Annotated in this window: 16 protein-coding genes; all 16 read left to right on the forward strand. The window is 40.1% G+C overall.

The window, feature by feature from the left end; translation table 11 throughout:
- Positions 1-17: 17 nt before the first annotated feature.
- The 16 genes from D3P12_RS07235 to merA all read left to right on the forward strand — a co-directional run bounded on the left by D3P12_RS07235 (position 18) and on the right by merA (position 21,576).
- Entirely contained in the window at positions 18-602 is a 585-nt protein-coding gene (locus tag D3P12_RS07235) for a DUF3347 domain-containing protein (protein ID WP_245977409.1), read from the forward strand.
- Positions 603-682: 80 nt separating this feature from the next.
- Entirely contained in the window at positions 683-4,537 is a 3,855-nt protein-coding gene (locus D3P12_RS07240; RefSeq protein ID WP_118194348.1) for an efflux RND transporter permease subunit, read from the forward strand.
- Entirely contained in the window at positions 4,524-5,987 is a 1,464-nt protein-coding gene (locus D3P12_RS07245; RefSeq protein WP_118194349.1) for a TolC family protein, read from the forward strand. The genes D3P12_RS07240 and D3P12_RS07245 overlap by 14 nt, the downstream gene beginning before the upstream one ends.
- 23 nt (positions 5,988-6,010) lie before the next feature.
- Positions 6,011-7,594 carry an efflux RND transporter periplasmic adaptor subunit gene (locus tag D3P12_RS07250; RefSeq protein ID WP_118194350.1) on the forward strand — a complete coding sequence of 528 codons (1,584 nt, stop codon included), beginning with the start codon at positions 6,011-6,013 and terminating at the stop codon, positions 7,592-7,594.
- A 72-nt stretch (positions 7,595-7,666) separates the two neighbouring features.
- Positions 7,667-8,095: a heme-binding domain-containing protein gene (locus tag D3P12_RS07255; protein ID WP_245977410.1), complete on the forward strand. Its 429-nt coding sequence runs from the start codon at positions 7,667-7,669 to the stop codon at positions 8,093-8,095.
- An 89-nt stretch (positions 8,096-8,184) separates the two neighbouring features.
- Positions 8,185-10,290: a copper-translocating P-type ATPase gene (locus D3P12_RS07260; protein WP_118194351.1), complete on the forward strand. Its 2,106-nt coding sequence runs from the start codon at positions 8,185-8,187 to the stop codon at positions 10,288-10,290.
- Positions 10,291-10,312: 22 nt separating this feature from the next.
- Complete coding sequence (locus D3P12_RS07265) at positions 10,313-11,176, forward strand: ATP cone domain-containing protein (RefSeq protein WP_118194352.1); 864 nt, start codon at positions 10,313-10,315, stop codon at positions 11,174-11,176.
- Positions 11,177-11,211: 35 nt separating this feature from the next.
- A complete protein-coding gene (locus tag D3P12_RS07270; RefSeq protein ID WP_245977411.1) occupies positions 11,212-13,692 on the forward strand; it encodes a multicopper oxidase domain-containing protein in 2,481 nt (826 codons plus the stop codon).
- On the forward strand, positions 13,693-14,649 hold the full coding sequence (locus D3P12_RS07275; protein ID WP_449369344.1) for an RteC domain-containing protein: 957 nt from the start codon (positions 13,693-13,695) through the stop codon (positions 14,647-14,649).
- Between the two features lie 426 nt (positions 14,650-15,075).
- Entirely contained in the window at positions 15,076-15,417 is a 342-nt protein-coding gene (locus tag D3P12_RS07280; RefSeq protein ID WP_118194353.1) for an ArsR/SmtB family transcription factor, read from the forward strand.
- A 61-nt stretch (positions 15,418-15,478) separates the two neighbouring features.
- Positions 15,479-16,348 carry an arsenite methyltransferase gene (locus D3P12_RS07285; RefSeq protein ID WP_118194354.1) on the forward strand — a complete coding sequence of 290 codons (870 nt, stop codon included), beginning with the start codon at positions 15,479-15,481 and terminating at the stop codon, positions 16,346-16,348.
- Positions 16,349-16,416: 68 nt separating this feature from the next.
- Positions 16,417-17,526, forward strand: coding sequence for an ACR3 family arsenite efflux transporter (gene arsB, locus D3P12_RS07290; RefSeq protein WP_118197021.1), 1,110 nt, complete (start codon positions 16,417-16,419; stop codon positions 17,524-17,526).
- Positions 17,526-18,167 (forward strand): protein-tyrosine-phosphatase, encoded by a 642-nt coding sequence (locus tag D3P12_RS07295; RefSeq protein ID WP_449369345.1) that lies wholly within the window; start codon positions 17,526-17,528, stop codon positions 18,165-18,167. The genes arsB and D3P12_RS07295 overlap by 1 nt, the downstream gene beginning before the upstream one ends.
- Positions 18,168-18,888: 721 nt before the next feature.
- On the forward strand, positions 18,889-19,269 hold the full coding sequence (locus D3P12_RS07300; RefSeq protein ID WP_118194355.1) for an ArsR/SmtB family transcription factor: 381 nt from the start codon (positions 18,889-18,891) through the stop codon (positions 19,267-19,269).
- Positions 19,266-19,871: a mercuric transport protein MerTP gene (gene merTP / locus D3P12_RS07305; protein ID WP_118194356.1), complete on the forward strand. Its 606-nt coding sequence runs from the start codon at positions 19,266-19,268 to the stop codon at positions 19,869-19,871. Before D3P12_RS07300 ends, merTP begins: the two co-directional genes overlap by 4 nt.
- 46 nt (positions 19,872-19,917) lie before the next feature.
- The gene (merA, locus tag D3P12_RS07310) at positions 19,918-21,576 is read left to right on the forward strand and encodes a mercury(II) reductase (protein WP_118194357.1); all 1,659 of its coding nucleotides are present in this window, start codon (positions 19,918-19,920) and stop codon (positions 21,574-21,576) included.
- Positions 21,577-21,614 lie beyond the last annotated feature (38 nt).

Here is a 21,614-nt window from a genome sequence, read left to right on the forward strand (position 1 = left end):
TAACAAAAATCATGACAATGAAACATTTATTTTTAGGCCTAATCGCCTCTTCAGTGCTGGCTTTAACAGCATGTAACGGAAACGCAGAAAAGAAATCGGAAAGCACCACGCATGCAGATCATTCAACTGAAACGGCGCCTGCTGCCAATGATGCTACATCCCATGAGCAGGGCAATTTTTCTGAATTGTATGCTCACTACCAACATTTAACATTTGCTCTGTCGTCAGATAATGATAAAGAAGCTGCCAATGCCGCTAAAGGCATGTTGGAGGCCCTTCCTAAAATCAAGTCAGATGGGTTCAGTGCGGAAGACAAAACTACATACGAGGATATTGCTGCCGATATCCAGGAGCATGCTGAACATATCTCAGACAACTTAGGGAATATCGCTCATCAGCGTGAGCATTTGGTTACACTAAGCAAGGATTTTTACGATATAGCAAAGACCTTTGGCACCGAAAAGCCTTTATATAAAGTCTTTTGCCCGATGTACGATAACAACAAAGGCGCCTATTGGATAAGTGACAGTAAGGAAATCAAAAATCCGTACTACGGCGAAGGAATGCTTACCTGTGGCGAAGTTCAAGAAGAGTTAATGTAAGGTCAACGGTTTTTAGCATACAGGTTCCACTTCATTGTTGAACCTGTATGTTAAAATAAACATGTCAAAACTGTATATGTATGCTTAATAATATTATCAAATACTTTCTCAATAATAGATTGATTACCATTCTACTATTGATTGTAGTAATCACCTGGGGGCTAATTTCAGCACCCTTTAATTGGCATCAAAACCTGTTGCCAAGTGATCCTGTTCCGGTGGACGCTATTCCCGACGTTGGTGATAACCAGCAGATTGTAGCGACAGAATGGATGGGGAGATCTCCCAAAGATATCCAGGAACAAATCACCTATCCCCTAACTACATCCCTTTTGGGAATTCCGGGGGTAAAAACAATCCGAAGCAGTTCCATGTTCGGCATGTCGTTTCTCTATATAATTTTCGAGGAAGATGTCGAATTTTATTGGAGCCGCTCCAGAATATTAGAAAAGCTCAATTCATTACCTGCGGGCACCCTACCGACAGGAGTTATCCCTGCATTGGGTCCAGATGCGACGGCATTAGGTCAAGTTTATTGGTATACCTTAGAAGGACGCAATCCAGAAACCGGTGAACCGACCGGTGGTTGGGATCCCGATGAATTACGTACAGTACAGGATTTTTACGCTAAGTATAACTTAGCAGCTTCAGAAGGAGTTGCGGAGGTAGCTTCCATTGGCGGGTTTGTTAAAGAATACCAGGTGGATATCAATCCCGACGCTATGCGTGCCTATAATGTGACCGTAATGGATATCATGTCGGCCATTCAAAATAGCAACCTCGATATCGGTGCTGAAACAATCGAAATAAATAAGGCAGAATACCTGGTGCGCGGACTTGGCTATATTAAGAACGTCCAAGATCTGGAAGATGCGGTGGTAACCGTACGGAGCAATGTGCCTGTCAAAATAAAAGATGTAGGATTTGTAAACCTAGGGCCTGCCACAAGACGTGGTGGCTTGGATAAAGAAGGTGTCGAGGCGGTAGGTGGTGTTGTGGTAGCTCGGTACGGAGCAAACCCGATGGAGGTTATCAATAATGTGAAGGCTACAATCAAGCAAATGGAAGCCGGTCTTCCTCAAAAGACATTAGCGGACGGAACCATTTCCAAGGTGACAGTAGTTCCCTTCTATGACCGGTCGGGATTGATTCAGGAAACGATCGGAACGTTGGAAAATGCGCTCTCGCACGAAATCCTGATCTGTATAATTGTGGTGATCGTATTGGTAATTAATCTGCGCGCATCGATACTGATATCGAGTATCCTACCAATCGGGGTGTTAGCCACATTTATCATTATGCGGCAGATGGGTGTTGAGGCAAATATCGTTGCCCTTTCAGGTATCGCAATCGCAATCGGTGTCATGGTGGATGTCGGGATCGTATTTATAGAAAGCATTTTGCGCTATATGGATGAAGAAAGGGCCCGGGGTGTTGAAAGCCGTGGAAAGGCCTTCGTAAACTTAATTTCTAGAGCCGTATCGGAGGTTTCGGGCGCACTCTCTACAGCTATGCTCACCACCATCATCAGCTTTTTGCCTGTCTTTATGATGGAAGCCCAAGAAGGTAAGCTGTTCAAACCACTGGCGTATACCAAGACTTTTGCATTAACTTCAGCTTTTCTCTTAGGAATCATCGTATTACCGACGCTCGCTTACTACGTTTATTCGATTAGATTGGATAGTAAAAAACTGCGCAAGCTTGCCAACTATTTCTTAGTGGCAGCAGGTATTGGACTTTGGATATACTCGGGCGTTTTTATAGCCTTTGCTTTGACCCTGATCGGAATAAATAATCTGTTTACACCGAATTGGAAAGGAGAGAAATTTGCCAACTATATCAATGTAGCAATTACGCTTTTTGTGGCCATGTATTACCTGACGGTGGAATGGCTGCCGCTGGGTACGCAAGCCAGTACGACGCTTAACTTTGTATTTGTGTTTTTGGCAATTGGAGCCATCCTAGGGATGTTGTGGGCACTGGTGATCTATTACGAGCAGGTTTTGCGCTGGTCGCTTTCCCATCGATGGAAGTTTATGTCCATACCTATCATAACCCTGGTATTCGGATTGTTGGCTTGGATGGGTACGGAAAGAAGCTTCGGATTTGTAGCCAAGGGCTTTGAGACTATCGGATGGAAGTCGTTCAAGGAAACAGCTTTTTGGCAGAAATCAACCGAAACCTTCCCGGGTATCGGTGAAGAATTTATGCCCAGTTTAAATGAAGGCTCTTTTTTGCTGATGCCGACAAGTATGCCACATACCGGTATTGAACAAAACCTGCAATTTATTAGGACCTTAGATAAACGTATTCAGAACATTCCAGAAGTTGAACTTATCGTAGGTAAATGGGGGCGTGTAAATTCCGCCCTTGACCCGGCTCCTACCCAGATGTTTGAAAATACCATCAACTACATTCCAGAATATATTTTAGATGAGGATGGTCATCGGGAACGTTTTAAAACGAATAGCGACGGACATTTTGAACTTAGAAACGGCGGCACCTACCATCTTGATCAGGGATTTAGGCAAATTCCACGCGATAGTCTGATAGCAGACAAAGGCGGCAATTTCTTTCGCCAATGGCGCCCTGAAATCAGAACGGCAGACGATATTTGGCAGGAAATTGTCAATGTTTCCCATTTGCCGGGACTAACTTCCGCACCAAAACTGCAACCCATTGAAGCAAGAATGGTGATGCTGTCAACGGGTATGCGAGCCCCGATGGGCTTAAAGGTATCGGGTCCTGATCTGGAATCGATAGAAGCTGGAGGAAAAGCATTGGAAACTGCCCTGAAAGACATTCCCTCAATCATGCCATCTACAGTTTTCTATGACCGTGCGGTAGGTGCACCTTATATTGAATTGCATTTAAACCGGGGCAAGATGGCCAGGTACGGAATTACTGTGGCAGAATTGCAAGAAGTGATCAGTGCGGGAATTGGAGGGATGTCATTGACCAATACAGTAGAAGGCCGCGAACGGTTCCCCGTACGCCTACGTTATCCGCGCGAACTAAGGGATGACCCTGACGCCTTACGAAGAATCATCATCCCTACGGCCACTGGTGTACAAATACCTTTAGGTGATGTCGTCGACATTGAATATGCCAAAGGAGCCCAAATGATTCAGAGTGAAAACACATTCTTGTTAGGCTATGTCATATTTGACAAAATAGGCGGGAAGGCAGAAGTGGAGGTTGTGCGTGAAGCGGATAATCTCTTACAGGAAAAAATTGCTTCTGGAGAATTGACTTTGCCAAAGGGAGTGACTTATGCATTCGCGGGTAATTATGAACAGCAAGAACGCGCGGCCAAACGCTTGCTGCTGATTATCCCGATGAGCTTATTGGCGATTTTGCTCATTCTATACTTCCAGTTCCGGACAATTACGGCTTCATTAATCCATTTCTCTGGCGTATTTGTGGCACTTGCTGGAGGGTTTATTTTATTATGGCTCTACGGACAGCCATGGTTCATGGACTTCTCTGTGGGTGGGACGAATATGAGGGACTTGTTCCAGATGCACAGCATTAACCTCAGTATAGCCGTTTGGGTAGGCTTTATAGCCCTCTTTGGGTTGGCTACAAGTGACGGCGTACTAATGGGTACATATATACATGATACGTTTGTTGCCCGCAACCCAAGAACAAAAGACGAGATCAGGGAGGCTGTTATCTATGCGGGGTTAAAGCGCGTGAGGCCTGCTGCGATGACCACTGCGACTGCCTTGATAGCATTGTTGCCCGTACTCACCTCAACAGGCAAAGGAGCGGAAATTATGGTGCCGATGGCGATCCCAACTTTTGGAGGGATGTTAATTCAATCCATGACCATGTTTGTAGTGCCGGTATTCCAATGTTGGTGGAGAGAATCGGCCCTTAGAAAGGAAAACAGGTCTAAAAATAAAAATCAAATAACTGATGAAAACGAATAACAGATATATAGTAACGATCCTAGTTGTAGGGTTAGGTTTCTTTTCGAATGCTTTCGCTCAAGAGCATAGGAAGGATTCACTATCACATTACATACAGGTCGCGATAGAAAACAATCCCGGCGTAAAGTCGCAGAGCCTAGTGCATGAGGCTTTCCTTGAAAAAATTCCGCAAGCGGGAGCTTTTCAGGATCCCGAACTATCTTTGGAAGCATACACCATGCCCATGGAAATTGTTGGTGGCCGCTCCATTGGGAATGTCAGTTTGATGCAGATGTTTCCTTGGTTTGGTACAAGAAAAGCTGCTCGGACAGAAGCAACCCATATGGCTAATATGCAAGATCAGCAATATCGGGAAGCAGTGAATAACTTGATTCTACAGGTCAGCACGCAATGGTATACGATGCAAAAACTGAACGAGCAGCTACACAATAATGAAGAAAATAAAAAAATATTAGATCAGTTGGAGCAATTGGCCTTGAGGAAATTTTCTTCCCCATCCAGTACTGCTCGACCTACCCCGGTTCCGACCGTTAGCAGCAATGCTCCTTCCGCACCTTCTGCCTCCACTGCCTCATCTGGCATGGGTGGTATGAGTATGGGAAGTGGCTCAACGACAACTCCAGCTGCTAGCTCAAGTATGTCTACCTCATCTGGAGGGAGCATGGGCGGCATGGCAGGTGGTTCACAATCGGGCATGTCAGAGGTTCTCCGAATTCAACTGGAAATTGCTGAAATTGAAAATAACATCGCAAGCCTCCATTCGCAAATTAAAGCGGAGAAAGCAAAATTCAATGCCTTGTTAAATAGAGAAGCCAACCAAGAAGTTATGCTGGGTAACGAGATTCAAAAAGCGGACTTCAAATATAGTGAAGAAGAAGCTTTGAGAATTATTGAAAATAACAATCCCATGCTTAAAATGATTTCAGAACAAGGTTTGGCTTTTAAAGCGAAAGCAGAAATGGATAAAAAAATGAGCTATCCGATGATTGGTATCGGCGCTCAATATATGCTTGTCGGCAAAACCAACAACACGATGCTCGCCATGGAGGGTATGAATGGGAAAGATATGATTATGCCGATGGTCTCAGTGAGCCTGCCGCTGTTTCGTAAAAAATACAATGCCCAGCAAAAAGAAAGTGAATTGTGGCGGAGGTCAAGTGAGGAAAATTTTAAAAACACTTTCAATACCCTGAAAAGCGAGTATTATGGTTTCAAAAGTCAATTGGATGATGCAGAACGGGTTTTGAAACTGTATGAAAAGCAGACAACACTTGCTCAAACTACTTATAGTTTAATCGTAAAAGAGTTCATAACCGGCAAAAGCGACCTGAGCAATGTCATTCAAGTGCAGCGTCAACTATTAGACTATCAACTTAGAAAAGCAGAAGCGCTAGCCAATTACAATACCATGGCCGTGTCAATAGTGAACTTATTAGCATACAACAGATAACAAAAATATTTAAATACTTAGCAATGAGCAAATTGAAGAATATATTTAAAAATAATGGGGTAAAATACGGGGCAATTATGCTGGCCGGATTACTATTGGGTTGGGCGATATTTGGAGGAGGCACATCCCATAGTCATGACCTTGAGAGCGAGGCCGAGGAAACAGAGGAAGCCGGTACGGTGTGGACTTGCTCCATGCATCCACAAATAAAAATGGATAAACCGGGTAAATGCCCCTTGTGCGCGATGGACTTGATACCCTTGAAATCATCCGGGGGTGGTGGTGATGATGTGATTGACGATGATGCAATCCAGATGTCAAAAGAGGCAATCGCTTTGGCAAATATCCAAACCTCAGTAGTTGGTCACCAAGATGCTATTAAAGAAGTACAGTTATACGGTACAATTCAAGTAGATGAACGTCTGCAGCAATCCCAAACTTCTCACGTTAACGGTCGTATAGAGAATCTATATGTAACATTTACCGGAGAGTCCGTTAAGGAAGGTCAATTGATAGCAAAAATATATTCTCCTGACCTATTGACGGCACAACAGGAACTACTGGAAGCAGCAAAACTACAAGATCTTCAACCGTTACTACTGGATGCCGCCAAAGAAAAACTGCGTTTATGGAAGGTATCAGAAGATCAGATAAACAAAATTCTACAATCGGGCAGCGCTTCTCCGTATGTGAATATCCACGCAAATACAAGCGGTGTAGTCATAGCAAAGAATGTAAACCAAGGCGATTACGTCAATCAGGGAAGTGTATTGTACACCATTTCGAACCTTTCAAAGTTATGGGCGATTTTTGATGCTTACGAAACAGATCTGCCGTTTTTAAAGGTTGGAGATCAACTCGAGTACACCTTGCAGAGCGTTCCGGGAAAGGTATACAAAGGACGGATAGCTTTTATAAATCCAATGATTGATGCTAGTTCGAGAACCGCAAAAATCAGAGTTGAAGCCGACAATAGGGACCGAAATCTGAAACCGGAAATGTATGCAACAGCACAAATTACTGCTCCTTTAAAAGGATACAGTAAGGAGATGGTAATTCCAAAATCGGCAGTATTGTGGACCGGCAAGCGATCGATTGTATACGTAAAGGAACCAAACACTTCAACGCCCGCCTTTAAACTCCGGGAGATTGTACTAGGCCCTTCCCTCGGTGATCAATACGTCATCATGTCGGGACTGGAAAATGGTGAAGAGATTGTAACAAATGGTGCTTTTACAGTAGATGCAAGTGCTCAGCTCGAAGGGAAAGTAAGCATGATGAACAATGATCAGTCGGCTGCATCAGCTGGACATCAACATGGTAATACAGAAAGCAACGTTGATCAAACGCACGATATGCTAAAGGTAGCCGGTAACTGCGAGATGTGCAAAAGCCGCATCGAAAAAGCAGCGAAAGGTGTAAAGGGCGTTTCTTCAGCGAACTGGGACGTGGATGCCAAAGTCATCCACTTGAATTTCGATTCCAAAGTAACATCAAAGCGCAACATAAGTAAAGCTATTGCTAGTGTCGGCCATGATACAGAACTGGACAAGGCTTCTAAAGCAACTTATGATGGTTTGCCGAGCTGTTGCCTGTATGAACGCTAATCCTTAATCTAACTAGTTATGATGGAGAGCATTAGGAAAAAGGATTCAATATCTAAACCCAAACTAATCTTTATGGTTTTGCTAGCTGTTTTATTGTTAATTCAGTTAGCAAGACCTCAAAAGAATACATCAACCTCACCTGCTGGAAAGGCGTTCGTTGATACATTTAAAGTCGATAGCCGAGTCAATGCAATTTTGGCCGCTTCTTGTTATGACTGCCACAGTAATAGCACAAATTACCCATGGTATAGCGAAATACAACCCATGGCTTGGCTAATGGAAAAGCATGTAAATGATGGAAAGGAAAAGTTGAATTTTGACGAATTACCTTCCTATGGTTCTCGCAGACTTAATTCAAAATTCACGCAAATTACTAAGCAAGTTGAGCAAGGTAAAATGCCACTGAACTCCTATTTATGGATGCATGCGGGATCTCGTTTAAGTATGGAAGATAAAGAGTTGTTGGTTAATTACTTTAATTCGTTGACGGATAATGAGTAAATTTAATATGCTAAATATGGTGGCCCCTAAGCTTATGTTGAAGTCACTATCAAAACTAATAATTGTGGAAAAATCTTAAATCTTTAATTATGAAAAAATACGTTTGTCCAATGCACCCCCAGGTACTCAAAGATGAGCCGGGGAAATGCCCATTATGCGGGATGGCCTTAGTTCCGTTTGGAAAAGCTGGTAGCCACGATCACAAACACCATGAACACGGGGAGCAGCAGCATTCCGCACAGCAACATGATAAACATGAAGGACATCATACACATGATTTCTTAAAAAGGTTTTGGGTCAGTTTAATTATTACTGTTCCTATTCTCGCCCTTTCACACATGATCCAGGAGTGGTTTGGATTCAATCTGGAATTTACGGGAGACAAATACGTACTGTTTGCCCTCGGGACTCTAATATATCTGTACGGTGGGATGCCCTTTTTGAAAGGGATGGTTGGGGAAATCAGGGCAAAAGCCATTGGGATGATGACTTTGGTAGCCATCGCTATTTCAGTGGCCTACTTTTATTCTACAGCCGTAGTATTTGGCCTTCAAGGAATGGACTTTTATTGGGAATTAGCAACGCTGATCGTTATTATGTTACTTGGACACTGGCTGGAAATGCGTTCACAGATGGCAGCGTCCAAAGCCCTTCAAACCTTGGTAGCGCTCTTGCCAAATGAAGTAACGGTTGAAAGAGACGGCGATGCACATAAGATTAGGCTTGATGAATTGGTTAACAACGATATCGTCATTATCAAACCCGGGGAGAAAGTACCGGCAGATGGCGATGTGATTGAAGGGCTTTCCTATGTAAACGAAAGTATGCTGACAGGTGAAAGTGTTCCGATAAAAAAAGAAGCAAAGTCAAAAGTTATAGCCGGAGCCATAAACGGGGATGGGGCTCTGAAAATAAGAGCAACGGGAGTAGGAAAAGACACCTATTTAAATAAGGTTATTAACCTGGTACAAGATGCCCAAACTGCCAAGTCGAATACACAAAACCTTGCCGATAAAGTTGCCAAATGGCTCACTTTCATCGCGATCGGTGTCGGTGTCGCTACATTTGGATATTGGTATAATACGAGTGGGGATTTATCCTTCGCGTTGGAAAGAATGGTAACGGTGATGGTAACCGCATGCCCGCATGCGTTGGGAGTGGCAATACCTTTAGTGGTTGCTATTTCGACTACCCTGTCGGCAACCAACGGGCTGCTTATTCGGAACCGGACAGCCTTTGAAATTACCCGAAATTTAACGACTGTTATCTTTGATAAAACCGGGACATTAACAGAGGGTTCACATGAAGTGCAGCGGATTATCGCTTTAGACAATTTCAGCGAAGATGAAATCATCCAATATGCAGCTGCTGTTCAGCAAAATTCCGAACATCACATTGCAAAGGGCATGATCAGGATTCTTAAAGAAAAAGGGCTCCAATTATGGAGATCTGACAGTTTTCAATACATGCAAGGCATTGGAGTAAAAGGATCGGTGAACGGAAGAGAAATTGTTGCGGCGGGACCCAATTATTTTACAGAAAACAAAATTGACAGACCTGCCGTCCCTCCAGAAATTGATCAGGATACAGAGACCATAAATTATGTATTCATTGAAGGCAAGGTAATAGGCATTATTACCCTTGCGGATAGGGTAAGAGAAGGATCTCAGGAAGCCATTCGTCAGCTAAAAGAAATGGGAATTAAATCGTTTCTTTTAACAGGTGACAACGAGAAAATTGCAGCCTCGGTTTCTAACAAATTAGGAATGGATGGATTTTTAGCCAATGTCCTTCCACATAACAAACAAGAAAAGGTAAAAGAATTTCAGGCCAAGGGTGAAATTGTTGCCATGACGGGCGATGGCGTAAACGATGCCCCTGCCTTGGCGCAGGCCGATGTGGGGATTGCTGTTGGTTCCGGTACGGACGTGGCCGCTGAAACAGCAGATATTATTCTGGTAAACAGTGACCCGAGGGATGTTGTAAAATTGATAGACTTTGGAAAGAGGACCTATCGGAAAATGATACAGAACTTGATCTGGGCTGTCGGTTATAATATAGTCGCCATACCATTGGCAGCTGGTATACTGTATCCCAATTTTGTATTGAGTCCGGCTATGGGTGCAGTTTTAATGAGCGTTAGTACGATCGTCGTCGCATTTAATGCAACCTTACTAAAGCTTAATAAAAAATGAATCTAAATTTATAGACATCAGAATGAAAAACGCCCTGTCTCAAATAATGGTAACCAAAAGCGATGGACGGATCGTGCCTTTTGATCCCAACAAAATCATAAAGGTTCTACACAAAGTGGGAGCTGACGAGCAGGCTATCTCCTTAGTCCTACAGCAAACGTACAAAGTTCTTTATGAAGGGATTTCAACAAAGAAAATCTACGAAAGTGTATTTGAAAACCTTAAAAGGATGGATAAATCCTTGGCTGGCAGATATAATTTGAAGAAAGCAATTTTTGCACTGGGACCGTCGGGGTTTCCGTTTGAGAAATATGTTGGTTCGCTCTTTATAGCGGAGGGATACACTGTAAAAACAGGAATTACCGTATCGGGTAAATGTGTAGATCATGAAGTTGATGTGGTTGCAGAAAACACATTAGAGTTGAACATGATGGAATGTAAATTTCACTCATCTCAAAAGTCCTATTGTAGCGTACAGCACTCCTTGTATGTTCGGGCAAGATTTTGGGATATAGAGCGAAAATTCGAACAAGATGCCGCTAGTTTGCCAAGAAAGTTTTCCGGATGGCTGGTTACCAACACAAGGTTTTCTACGGATGCAACTACTTATGGCACCTGTTCGGATTTGAAAATGATGTCCTGGGATTTTCCACTTAATAGTAGTCTGAAAGACAGGATTGACAAATTGGGATTACACCCGGTAACATCGATTGTATCGCTTTCACAAAGAGAAACGCGAAAATTGTTGGCCATGAATATTGTGCTTTGTCAAAGTTTAAATGCGGAAATATTAGGGAATTTAGGTATTAGCGAAGGTAGAATACCTGATATAATTCGGGAGTCTGCTAGTTTATGCAGACGAATCAAAAAATCAAACATAGATTAAGTAAAAGGTATTATTAAGTAATAAAACATATTCAAATGAAAAGTAAAATATACACATTCCTATCTGCATTGATGTTGATACACCTAGGTTTGTACGCTCAAACAGGGCATTTACCCGAGGTTTCAAACCAGAAAAGCGGTGATCATTCTCATAAGGTTGAGGTAAGCAAAGATCAGCAGTCTTATACGTGCACAATGCACCCTGAAGTTATTTCGAATAAACCGGGAAATTGTCCGAAATGTGGTATGAAACTGGTGCTTAAAGATAACAATGAAATGCACGGTGCCCATGGAAAAATGGATATGAACGATCAAAAGGTCATTCCCGTTCTTCCCCCAAAAAATACTAGAGGTGGAAAAATCGTAAAGTATGACCTTTATGTAAATGATACTATCGTAAATTATGGAGGAAAGCCGAAACGTGCCATTGCCGTTAATGGACAAATTCCAATGCCGACACTTACTTTCACAGAGGGGGATACCGCTGTCATCGTTGTGCACAACATGATGGATGAAGAAACTTCGTTGCACTGGCACGGTGTGATGTTACCCAACAAGGAGGATGGTGTACCCTGGCTTACACAGAAGCCAATCAAACCTCATTCAACATATACTTATAGTTTTCCGATAATTCAGACGGGAACTCACTGGTACCATTCCCATTCAGGCTTACAAGAACAAATAGGCATGTATGGTTCATTTATAATGGAAAAGCGTCAAGATGATCCAACGTTTAGAAAAGGCATTGATGACCTCCCGACCGTACCTTTAATTCTAAGTGAGTGGACGAACTTAAACCCTGATAATGTCCATAGGATGCTGAATAACGCCAATGACTGGTTCGCTATAAAAAAAGGATCAACGCAAAGCTATTTGGATGCGATAAAAGAGGGGCATTTCAAAACTAAGGTAATAAATGAATGGAAACGTATGCTTGCCATGGATGTAAGTGATGTATATTATGATAAATTTTTGATCAATGGGGCAGACGGACAACAACATTCTCAATTTAAAGCTGGAGATAAAGTAAGATTAAGAATAGCCAACGGAGGGGCCTCATCATATTTTTGGGTGAATTATGCAGGGGGAAAATTCATGGTTGTTGCCAATGATGGTAACGATGTCGAACCCGTTGAAGTCGATAGATTGATTATGGGTGTTTCGGAAACGTATGATGTAGTCGTAACTATCCCACAAAAAGACGTTTCATATGAACTTCTGGTGACACCGGAGGATCGTACAAAATCAACTTCTATTTTTATTGGAGAAGGCACTAAGCAACTGCATCCACCACTCCCTAAACTCAACTACTTCGAAGGGATGAAGATGATGAACGATATGATGAAGATGAACGGTGATATGAAAGATATGGGAATGAATATGAGCCTACAAAAAATGGACATGAATGCCGTGATGTATCCAGAAATTACCGGAAATCAAGCAGATAATAAGATGCAAATGGATGGAGCAATGGATCATTCCGGTCATGATATGGGAAATGCTGATATCGTAACCTTAAATTATGACATGCTCAAATCACCATATAATACTGAATTGCCAAAAGGCTCGCCAGTTAAAGAGCTCACTTTCACTTTGACAGGCAACATGAATAGATACGTATGGAGTCTGGATAATAAAGTTCTTTCCGAGGTAGATAAAATTGCGGTAAAAAAGGGTGAAATACTTCGAATCACACTTGTCAATAATTCTATGATGCGTCACCCTATGCATCTTCACGGGTTTGATTTTAGGGTCTTAAATAGCCATGGGGTTCAATCGCCTTTGATGAATGTAATTGATATTATGCCAATGGAAAAGGATACCATAGAGTTTGCAGCGAACACCGAAGGTGATTGGTTCTTTCATTGCCATATTTTATATCATATGATGGCAGGTATGAATAGAGTATTCGAGGTTGGAGACTATCAAAATCCCGAACTACCCGATAAGGAATATGCGTATAAAAAGCTTCAGAGAGAAAGCAACAAACTTCACTTGATGGCAGAAAATGACTTTGCAACAAATGGTAACGATGGACAGGTTATGTTGCAAAATGCGAGATGGAGCTATGCAACAGAATGGAGATTAGGTTACAACAATAAGCATGGATACGAAACCGAAACACATATAGGAAGATACATTGGGAATATGCAATGGTTTATGCCTTTTATCGGATTCGATTGGCGGTATAGGGAGTTTGGTAGCCATGAAATTGAAAAGAACTTCTTTGGACAGAAGAATACAAAAAACAAGAGGGCAAAAGTTAGTGCTGGTTTTGTATATACGTTACCCATGCTCGTAGATTTCCAGGCGGAAGTGTTTACTGATGGCATTGTTCGTTTACAGTTACGTAGAGAAGATATTCCATTGACCCAAAGATTGAGAGGGGCCTTTTCTGTTAATACGGATAAGGAATATATGGGAGGTCTTAAATACATACTGACTAAAAACACTGCTCTTGCTACTCATTATGATAGTGATATGGGATGGGGATTTGGTTTGACACTTTCGTATTAGGTGTCAATTTATCAAGGTTTAGATTATACCTTTATTGAAAATTTACATACAGAAATCGATAATCTTGCAAACCAACTTTTATTGTCAAATGAAAAAAATAATTCGAGATATATATATTTTATGATTGATTATTGTAGGAAAATTATCGAAAAACTAGATGAAGATATCATCGAACTAACAAGGGAAAACGAAAATTTATTAGTTTTATATGAAAAAGTTGTCAATCTAGTTTTGGAGCAATTGGCTACCACCAAGGATTTTATAATAAATCGGGGATTCAAAAATTTAGAAGAAGAAATTCAATTTTTTAAAGAATTGAAGCCTACTATCCTTTCAAAATTAATTTACTATAACTCAATCTATAAAATTGAAGCAAAAAAGCCATGGATAGGGGAACGAATAATAGAGTCTTATTTTAACAATGAACTGAGTAAGTTAAAAAAGTTCTTTGATAATAATCTAGAGTTTTATCAATACTACCGTACTAATAGTACTTATCTTGATCATAAATACTTCGTTCGGGGCAAACATGATATTAAACTTAGTTTGGACACATGTTATTTTGAGTCTGATCATAGCTTTTCAACTTCGCATGATTATAAAACGGCAAAAATATTAGCTAATGATTTGCTGCAAGTTTATTTAGAAGATCAGCTTGCAAACAATAGAAGACTTATTTCAATGAAGAATACTGAAACAAGCACAATGGGGTTAACTTGGACTTTGAGTAAGACTGACCTAATTGAGCTTCTTTATGCATTGCATACCCTATCGGCTTTTAACAATGGCGCGGCAGACATAAAAATAATAGCCACTTATTTTGAGAAAACATTTAATATCGATCTGGGTGATTTTTATCATACATTTTTGGAACTCAGAAATAGGAAAAAGAATCCTACTAAATTTCTGGACGTACTTAAAGAAGGATTGTTAAAGAAGATGGAAGAACATGATTAAGGAAGAAGTAAGTTTCTTGTAGATGGAGTAGTGAAATACAAGGACGTAGATGCATTCATTGAACGGATTTTAGTTTTAGTGTAGTTGGAAAGGCGTTGTCAATTGGCAGCGCTTTTTTTATCCGGGTAGAGGGAAAGCTCAAAAACTGAAGTATTAGTTTATGTTGTTTAGATGATTGTAAGCTAATACTTTTGATAAAGTTCCAGTATTTACGATATTTTTAGTGTAAATCATTCATTTTAAACTAATGACAATTAGTCTTATGATGCAACTCATAAAAAGACAAAAAAGTAAAAATAATTAGTAGTTGAATTCCCGAATAACAGTATTCCAAGTTATCGTATGTATACAAGGCGTATTTTATAAAAAATATTGTAAATACCAGTTTCTCTTTAATTGTTAAATAACTTATCGTATATTTGCGATATGAATTTGAAGACGATCGAAAAGCCAGAGGATTTTTTAATAAAGGATGTGAATTTAGCGAAGTATGCTAAAGCGCTCTCACATCCTGCACGAATAGCTATCCTGAACTTGCTCGTACAGAAACAGACCTGTATCTGTGGAGATATCGTAGAGGAATTGCCTTTGGCTCAAAGTACAGTATCCCAACATTTGAAAGTATTAAAAGAAGCGGGCTTGATTAAAGGTGAAATTGAAGGATCAACCGTATGTTATTGCATTGACGGGGAAGAGTGGGCTATTGCTAAAAATCTACTCCATGAATTATTTATAAGCTATCAGCCGCTTTCGGGAAATTGCTGTTAGTATTTTTTTACCCATATCAATCGTTAAATTACGATACAATTAATCACTAAAAACAAAAACAATGAATACAGAACAAGAAATCAAGGACATGGTTAAGCAGAAATATAGTGAAATAGCTATGCAGGATAAAGAAATCAACGCTTCTTCTTGCTGCGGTTCAGGCGGCCAAAGTAAAGAGGTGTATAACATAATGAGTGAAGAATATACCGAACTTGAAGGCTATAATCCAGACGCTGATTTGGGCTTAGGTTGCGGTTTACCTACACAGTTTGCAAAAATTAAAAAAGGAGACACCGTCATTGACTTGGGCAGTGGAGCCGGTAACGATTGTTTTGTAGCCAGAGCTGAAACGGGAGAAACAGGAAAAGTGATCGGGATTGATTTTGCAGAGCCCATGATCAATAAAGCCCGTACCAATGCAGAGAAGCTTGGGTTTAATAATGTGGAGTTTCGCCAAGGTGACATTGAAAATATGCCCGTAAGCTCGAATGTAGCCGATGTAATCGTGAGCAACTGCGTATTAAACCTTGTACCTAATAAAGAAGCGGTTTTTGCAGATATCTTCCGTGCACTAAAACCAGGTGGACATTTCAGTATTTCCGATATCGTTTTAACAGGCGCCCTGCCTGATAAAATTAAAAATGCCGCGGAAATGTATGCAGGCTGTGTTGCTAGCGCGATTGACAAAAATGAGTATTTGAGTTATATCGATAAGGTAGGTTTTAAGAATGTCACCATTCAGAAAGATAAGGCCATCGTAGTTCCTGATGATATTTTGAAAGATTATTTAAACGATGCTGAAATAGCTGCGTATAAATCAAGTGAAACGGTAATCAGGAGTATAACCGTATATGCGGAGAAGCCATCTGGCAGTATAATACTCGTAGAAACAGTGGCGAATAGTTGCAGTCCCAATACAGGATGTTGCTAAATTGGAATTTCCTAATCTTAGTGGGAAAATGTACAGTTGAAAACTTGACTTAAATAGAAATAAAATTGATTGAATTAAATCATTGTGCTCCCGCAGCGGAGCGTAAGAAAATAGGATTCATTAACCGATATCTTACCTTATGGATCTTTATAGCGATGGCTCTCGGAGTTGGAATAGGATATTTTATTCCATCATCCTCAGGCTTCATCAATTCCTTTTCGCACGGGACTACTAATATACCCCTTGCCATTGGTTTGATCTTAATGATGTACCCTCCTTTAGCAAAAGTGAAATATGAAAACCTTGGACAGGTTTTTAAAGACACAAAGGTTATGAGTGTCTCGCTTATCTTAAATTGGGTTATCGGGCCAATATTAATGTTCATATTGGCCATTACATTCTTAAGGGATTATCCCGAATACATGATTGGATTGATTCTTATTGGTCTAGCCCGATGTATTGCCATGGTCGTGGTTTGGAACGAACTTGCAGAAGGAAATAGAGAATATGCAGCAGGCTTAATTGCGCTGAACAGTATCTTTCAGGTTCTCTTTTATAGCGTCTTTGCCTATGTGTTTATCACTGTACTTCCACCATTATTCGGTATAGAGGGCGCTGAGGTGAATATTACGATGGGAGAGATTGCAAAAAGTGTGGGCATCTATTTGGGTATCCCTTTTCTAATGGGTGTGACCAGCCGTTATGGATTGATCCGTTTAAAAGGAGAAGAATGGTTTGAAAAGAAGTATGTGCCTTTTATTTCGCCCATTACCCTAACCGCTCTTTTGTTTACCATCTTGGTGATGTTCAGTATAAAAGGAGAGCTGATCGTGAAAATACCTTTTGATGTGGTGCGTATTGCTATTCCCTTGATTATTTATTTCAGTCTGATGTTCGTTATCAGCTTCTTTTTGGCCAAACGTTTTGGTGCGGACTATTCAAAGAATGCATCCATTTCCTTCACGGCTGCTGGGAACAATTTTGAACTGGCGATTGCCGTTGCAATTGGCGTATTTGGAATCAACAGTGGTCAGGCATTTGCAGGTGTTATAGGACCTTTAGTAGAGGTACCGGTACTGATTGGTCTCGTCAATGTGGCCTTCTGGTTACGGGCCAGATATTATAAATCAAAGAATGCTGAAGCCAGGTCTACTGTCCATCATAAACAAAAAATATAATGAGCAAAAATAGAGTGACAATGTTTCCTGAAATTACAGACATTATTAATCAGTTGAATCCCGAAACGATTTTCGAAGATCGAAAAGAAACTCTTAGGCCTTTAGTCGAATTCATACAGACGAAGGTTGATAAGCAAGAAGCAATACGAATTAATTTCATCTGCACACACAACTCCCGTAGAAGTCATTTATCGCAAATCTGGGGGCAGGTTGCAGCTGCATACTTTAAAATTCCTGATGTTTTTTGTTATTCAGGTGGTACTGAAGAGACCGCGTTGTTTCCAAAAGTTGCAGAAACATTGTTAAGCCAAGGGTTCCTTGTTTTTAAGATCTCAAAAGAAAAAAATCCAATATATGCGATAAAGTACGGTGTTAATGCGATGCCGATTATAGGGTTTTCAAAAAAATATGATAGCCCATTTAACCCTTCCTCTGCCTTCGCAGCAGTTATGACTTGTTCTCAAGCCGATAATGGCTGCCCGTTTATTGTTGGGGCAGAAAAAAGAATCCCTATCATGTTTGAAGATCCTAAAGTTTCAGACAATACGCCAATGCAAACGCAAGTATACGTAGAGCGGAGCTTGCAAATTGCGACAGAAATGTTTTATGTTTTTTCGAAAATATTAAGAAGAGAAGAGTGACGTGACGTTAATTTTTTACTGGTTTTATTACCCCAAAATATTCTGGATAAAATACCTAAAACATCTATAACAAATTACATCGATAAAACATTCGATCTATGGAATGGTTAATACGTCATAACAAAAGTTCATGAAAATAATAACCAAAAACAATTGTTGGCGATCCCAATTTCGGAAATAAAAAGAAGAAAAGATACCCACAGATTCTTGCTTGTTTTTAGAGTTCAAATGCTATAAAGCTCTTCTGTGACCACTTGAAGGTGATTGTTGTATCTTCTGTAGTTATGGCACTATTAAATTCCCATCCATACAATATGGATGATCTTGTTGATAAGAACTAACATGCTCATTTATTATAGGATATATTAACGGATAGAAAGTAAAACAATATCAAAAAAAAGATGGTGATGAATAGAATGTACAACGAAGGCTGTGGAATGATGTCAGCTGCTATGTGGTTAATTACTGTTTTGGTTATTGTAGTACTTGTATTGTTGATATTTTGGCTTCTTAAGAAACTTAAGCGCTAATATTTAAAATTAAATTGCGATTTTAATTGACCGAATAAGCGAAAACCACAGGCAACATTCCCTTCTACTTCGAAGTAATTCCCAAGGGTACTATCTGACAAGATATTTTTAGAAATCTTATTTAAGCATTTGCTTAAATAAGAAAATAGAATTACCTTTGATCCGTTATAATATCAAAGATTTAGAAAATTATGAAATCTAATCGGTCGTGTATAAGAGTATTTGCTAACCAGACTCAGATAGAAGAATGTAGGGAAAAACTGAAATCAAACGCACACGCTTTTGATCAATTAAGTGGTTTGTTGGCATTGGCAGGTAATGAAGTAAGACTCAAGATAATGTTCCTTATTGAAGAAGAGGACGAACTTTGTCCCTGTGACCTTGCAGATATTTTGGGAATGAGCATTCCTGCAGTTTCTCAACATCTTAGGAAAATGAAAGACGGAGGTGTATTAAGCGCTAGGCGTTCAGGTCAAACAATTTTCTACTCTCTTAAGGAAGAGCATCTCAAGCTCCTTCAACCATTTTTCAAGATTATTATCAATAACGAATCGCAAGAAGCACTTACATGAAAAGAAAAATAAATATTGGTAAACTTGCAGGAGTAAGTATCCTTTCCGCCATCGTAGCTTCTTTGTGCTGTATTACACCCTTCTTAGCACTTGTATCAGGTGTGGGGATCGTCTCATCCACTTTTTTATGGATAGAACCCGCTAGACCCTATTTGCTTGGTATTACTATTTTAGTTTTGGCTTTTGCGTGGTATCAAAAGCTAAAACCAAGATCAATCGAAGAAATGGGGTGTGACTGTACAGAAAATGACAAGAAAAGCTTTATACAAACCAAAAGCTTTTTGGGCATCATAACAGTATTTGCGTTTTTGATGATGGGATTTCCTTATTACGGAAAGATAATTTATTCTAAACCAGATAAAAAAGTTATTGTGATTTCTTCCAATAAAAAGCAAGAAGTGAAATTCAATGTAAGTGGAATGACTTGTGCCAGTTGCGAAAAGCCTGTAGAACATGCTGTAAACAAATTGCCGGGAATTATAAGTGTTTCGGCTATTAGCAGTGAAGGGATCGTAAATGTTGTTTATGATAATTCCAAAATAAATAAGGTTGACATTAAAAAGGTGATTGATGCAACAGGCTATAAGATCTTGGGAGACTAACTAAATACATATTTGACAAAACATTGGAAATAAAAACAACAAAGTTATGGAAGAGAAAAAGGTGTTTCTTGAAATTATAGGTATGACCTGCGACCATTGTGCAGAAGATATAGAGAATTTATTTGAAAAGACGAAAGGTATTATTTCCAAAGAAGTAAGTTACCCAAGCGGCAGAGCAGAGTTTGTTTACAATCCTGCGGACATCTCAAAAGACACGATTATCGGCTCTATTAATGAAACGCAGAAATATCGAGCGAAAGAAATTAATAGCATGGGAACCGACAGTTTAAATACAGAACATTTTGATTTAATTATTATCGGTGGTGGTTCGGCTGCATTTTCCGCCGCGATCAAGGCAGAAAGTTTAGGATTGACTACGTTAATGGTCAATGCTGGTTTGGACTATGGCGGAACTTGTGTAAATGTAGGTTGTGTGCCGTCAAAAAACTTAATTCGTGCAGGAGAAACCGTCTATCACGCAAAACATTCCAATTTTGCTGGTATTAAACCTAAAGGAGCCGATATAGACTTTGCGCAAGTTATCAGAGATAAGAAAAAATTGGTCCAAACACTTCAGCAACAAAAATATCTGGATGTTGTAAGCGATTTTCGAGGGTTAAAAATGATAACGGGTTGGGCACAATTCAAAGACAACAAAACGATAATAGTAAACAATGAGGAAAAATACACGGCCCTGAAATTTATCATTGCAACGGGTGCGGCCACCAATATTCCGAACATTGAAGGACTGAGCGAGGTGGGATATTTTACAAATATTTCGCTTTTCGATCTGGAGGAAAAACCTGAAAGCATTACTATAATGGGAGCTGGATATATAGGTTTGGAAATTGCAATGGCTTATAACCGTTTGGGTGTAAAGGTTCGTGTAATTGAATTTACAGATCGCGTGTTACGAACGCAAACAGCTGATATTAGTGAGGTATTGGAAAGCCAAATGAAAGAGGAAGGCATAGAACTTTTACCGAATTTTCGCGCCGTTAAATTTGAAAAAAGAGGAAGTGATACCATTATACACTGCAAATGCCCGGATGGTTCATTTGCTCAAATTGTAGAGAAAGGGAAGTTGGTGGTAACATCTGGAATTAAACCTAATACACAGAAATTGGGCTTGCAAAACATCGGTATAGAACTTAACAAAAGGGGGCATATTTTGGTAAATGAAAAAATGGAAACCAATGTACCTAATATTTATGCCGCGGGGGATGTAGTAAATACACCTTCATTTGTTTACACTGCCGCTTTTGAAGGGAAAATTGCAGTTGAAAATGGGTTTTCAGGAGCAGAAAATAAAGCAGATTATTTATCCTTGCCTTGGGTTGTTTTTACCGATCCGCAGGTAGCGGGTGCAGGGTTGGACGAGGCACAGGCCGAGCTTCAAAATATTACCTTTGAAGTTTCCAAACTGGAACTCAAGGATGTTCCTAGAGCCATAGCTGCCAATGACACAAGGGGGTTTATTAAGCTTATTCGTAACAGTCAGACCGATAAATTGATTGGAGCAAGAGTTGTTGCACCTGAAGGTGGTGAATTGATACAACAGTTAAGTATGGCGATCAAATACGGAATTACTGTGAAAGAGTTGGCCGAGAGTTTTTATCCATATTTAACATTAGGTGAAGGAATAAAATTGGCAGCCATAACATTTGGTAAAGACGTTTCAAAATTGAGTTGTTGTGCTACTTAAACCCTTTCTTTACTGTTTGAATTGTCAAAATAGTGGTT

It is taken from the genome of Pedobacter indicus, from assembly GCF_003449035.1.
Classification (GTDB): domain Bacteria; phylum Bacteroidota; class Bacteroidia; order Sphingobacteriales; family Sphingobacteriaceae; genus Albibacterium; species Albibacterium indicum.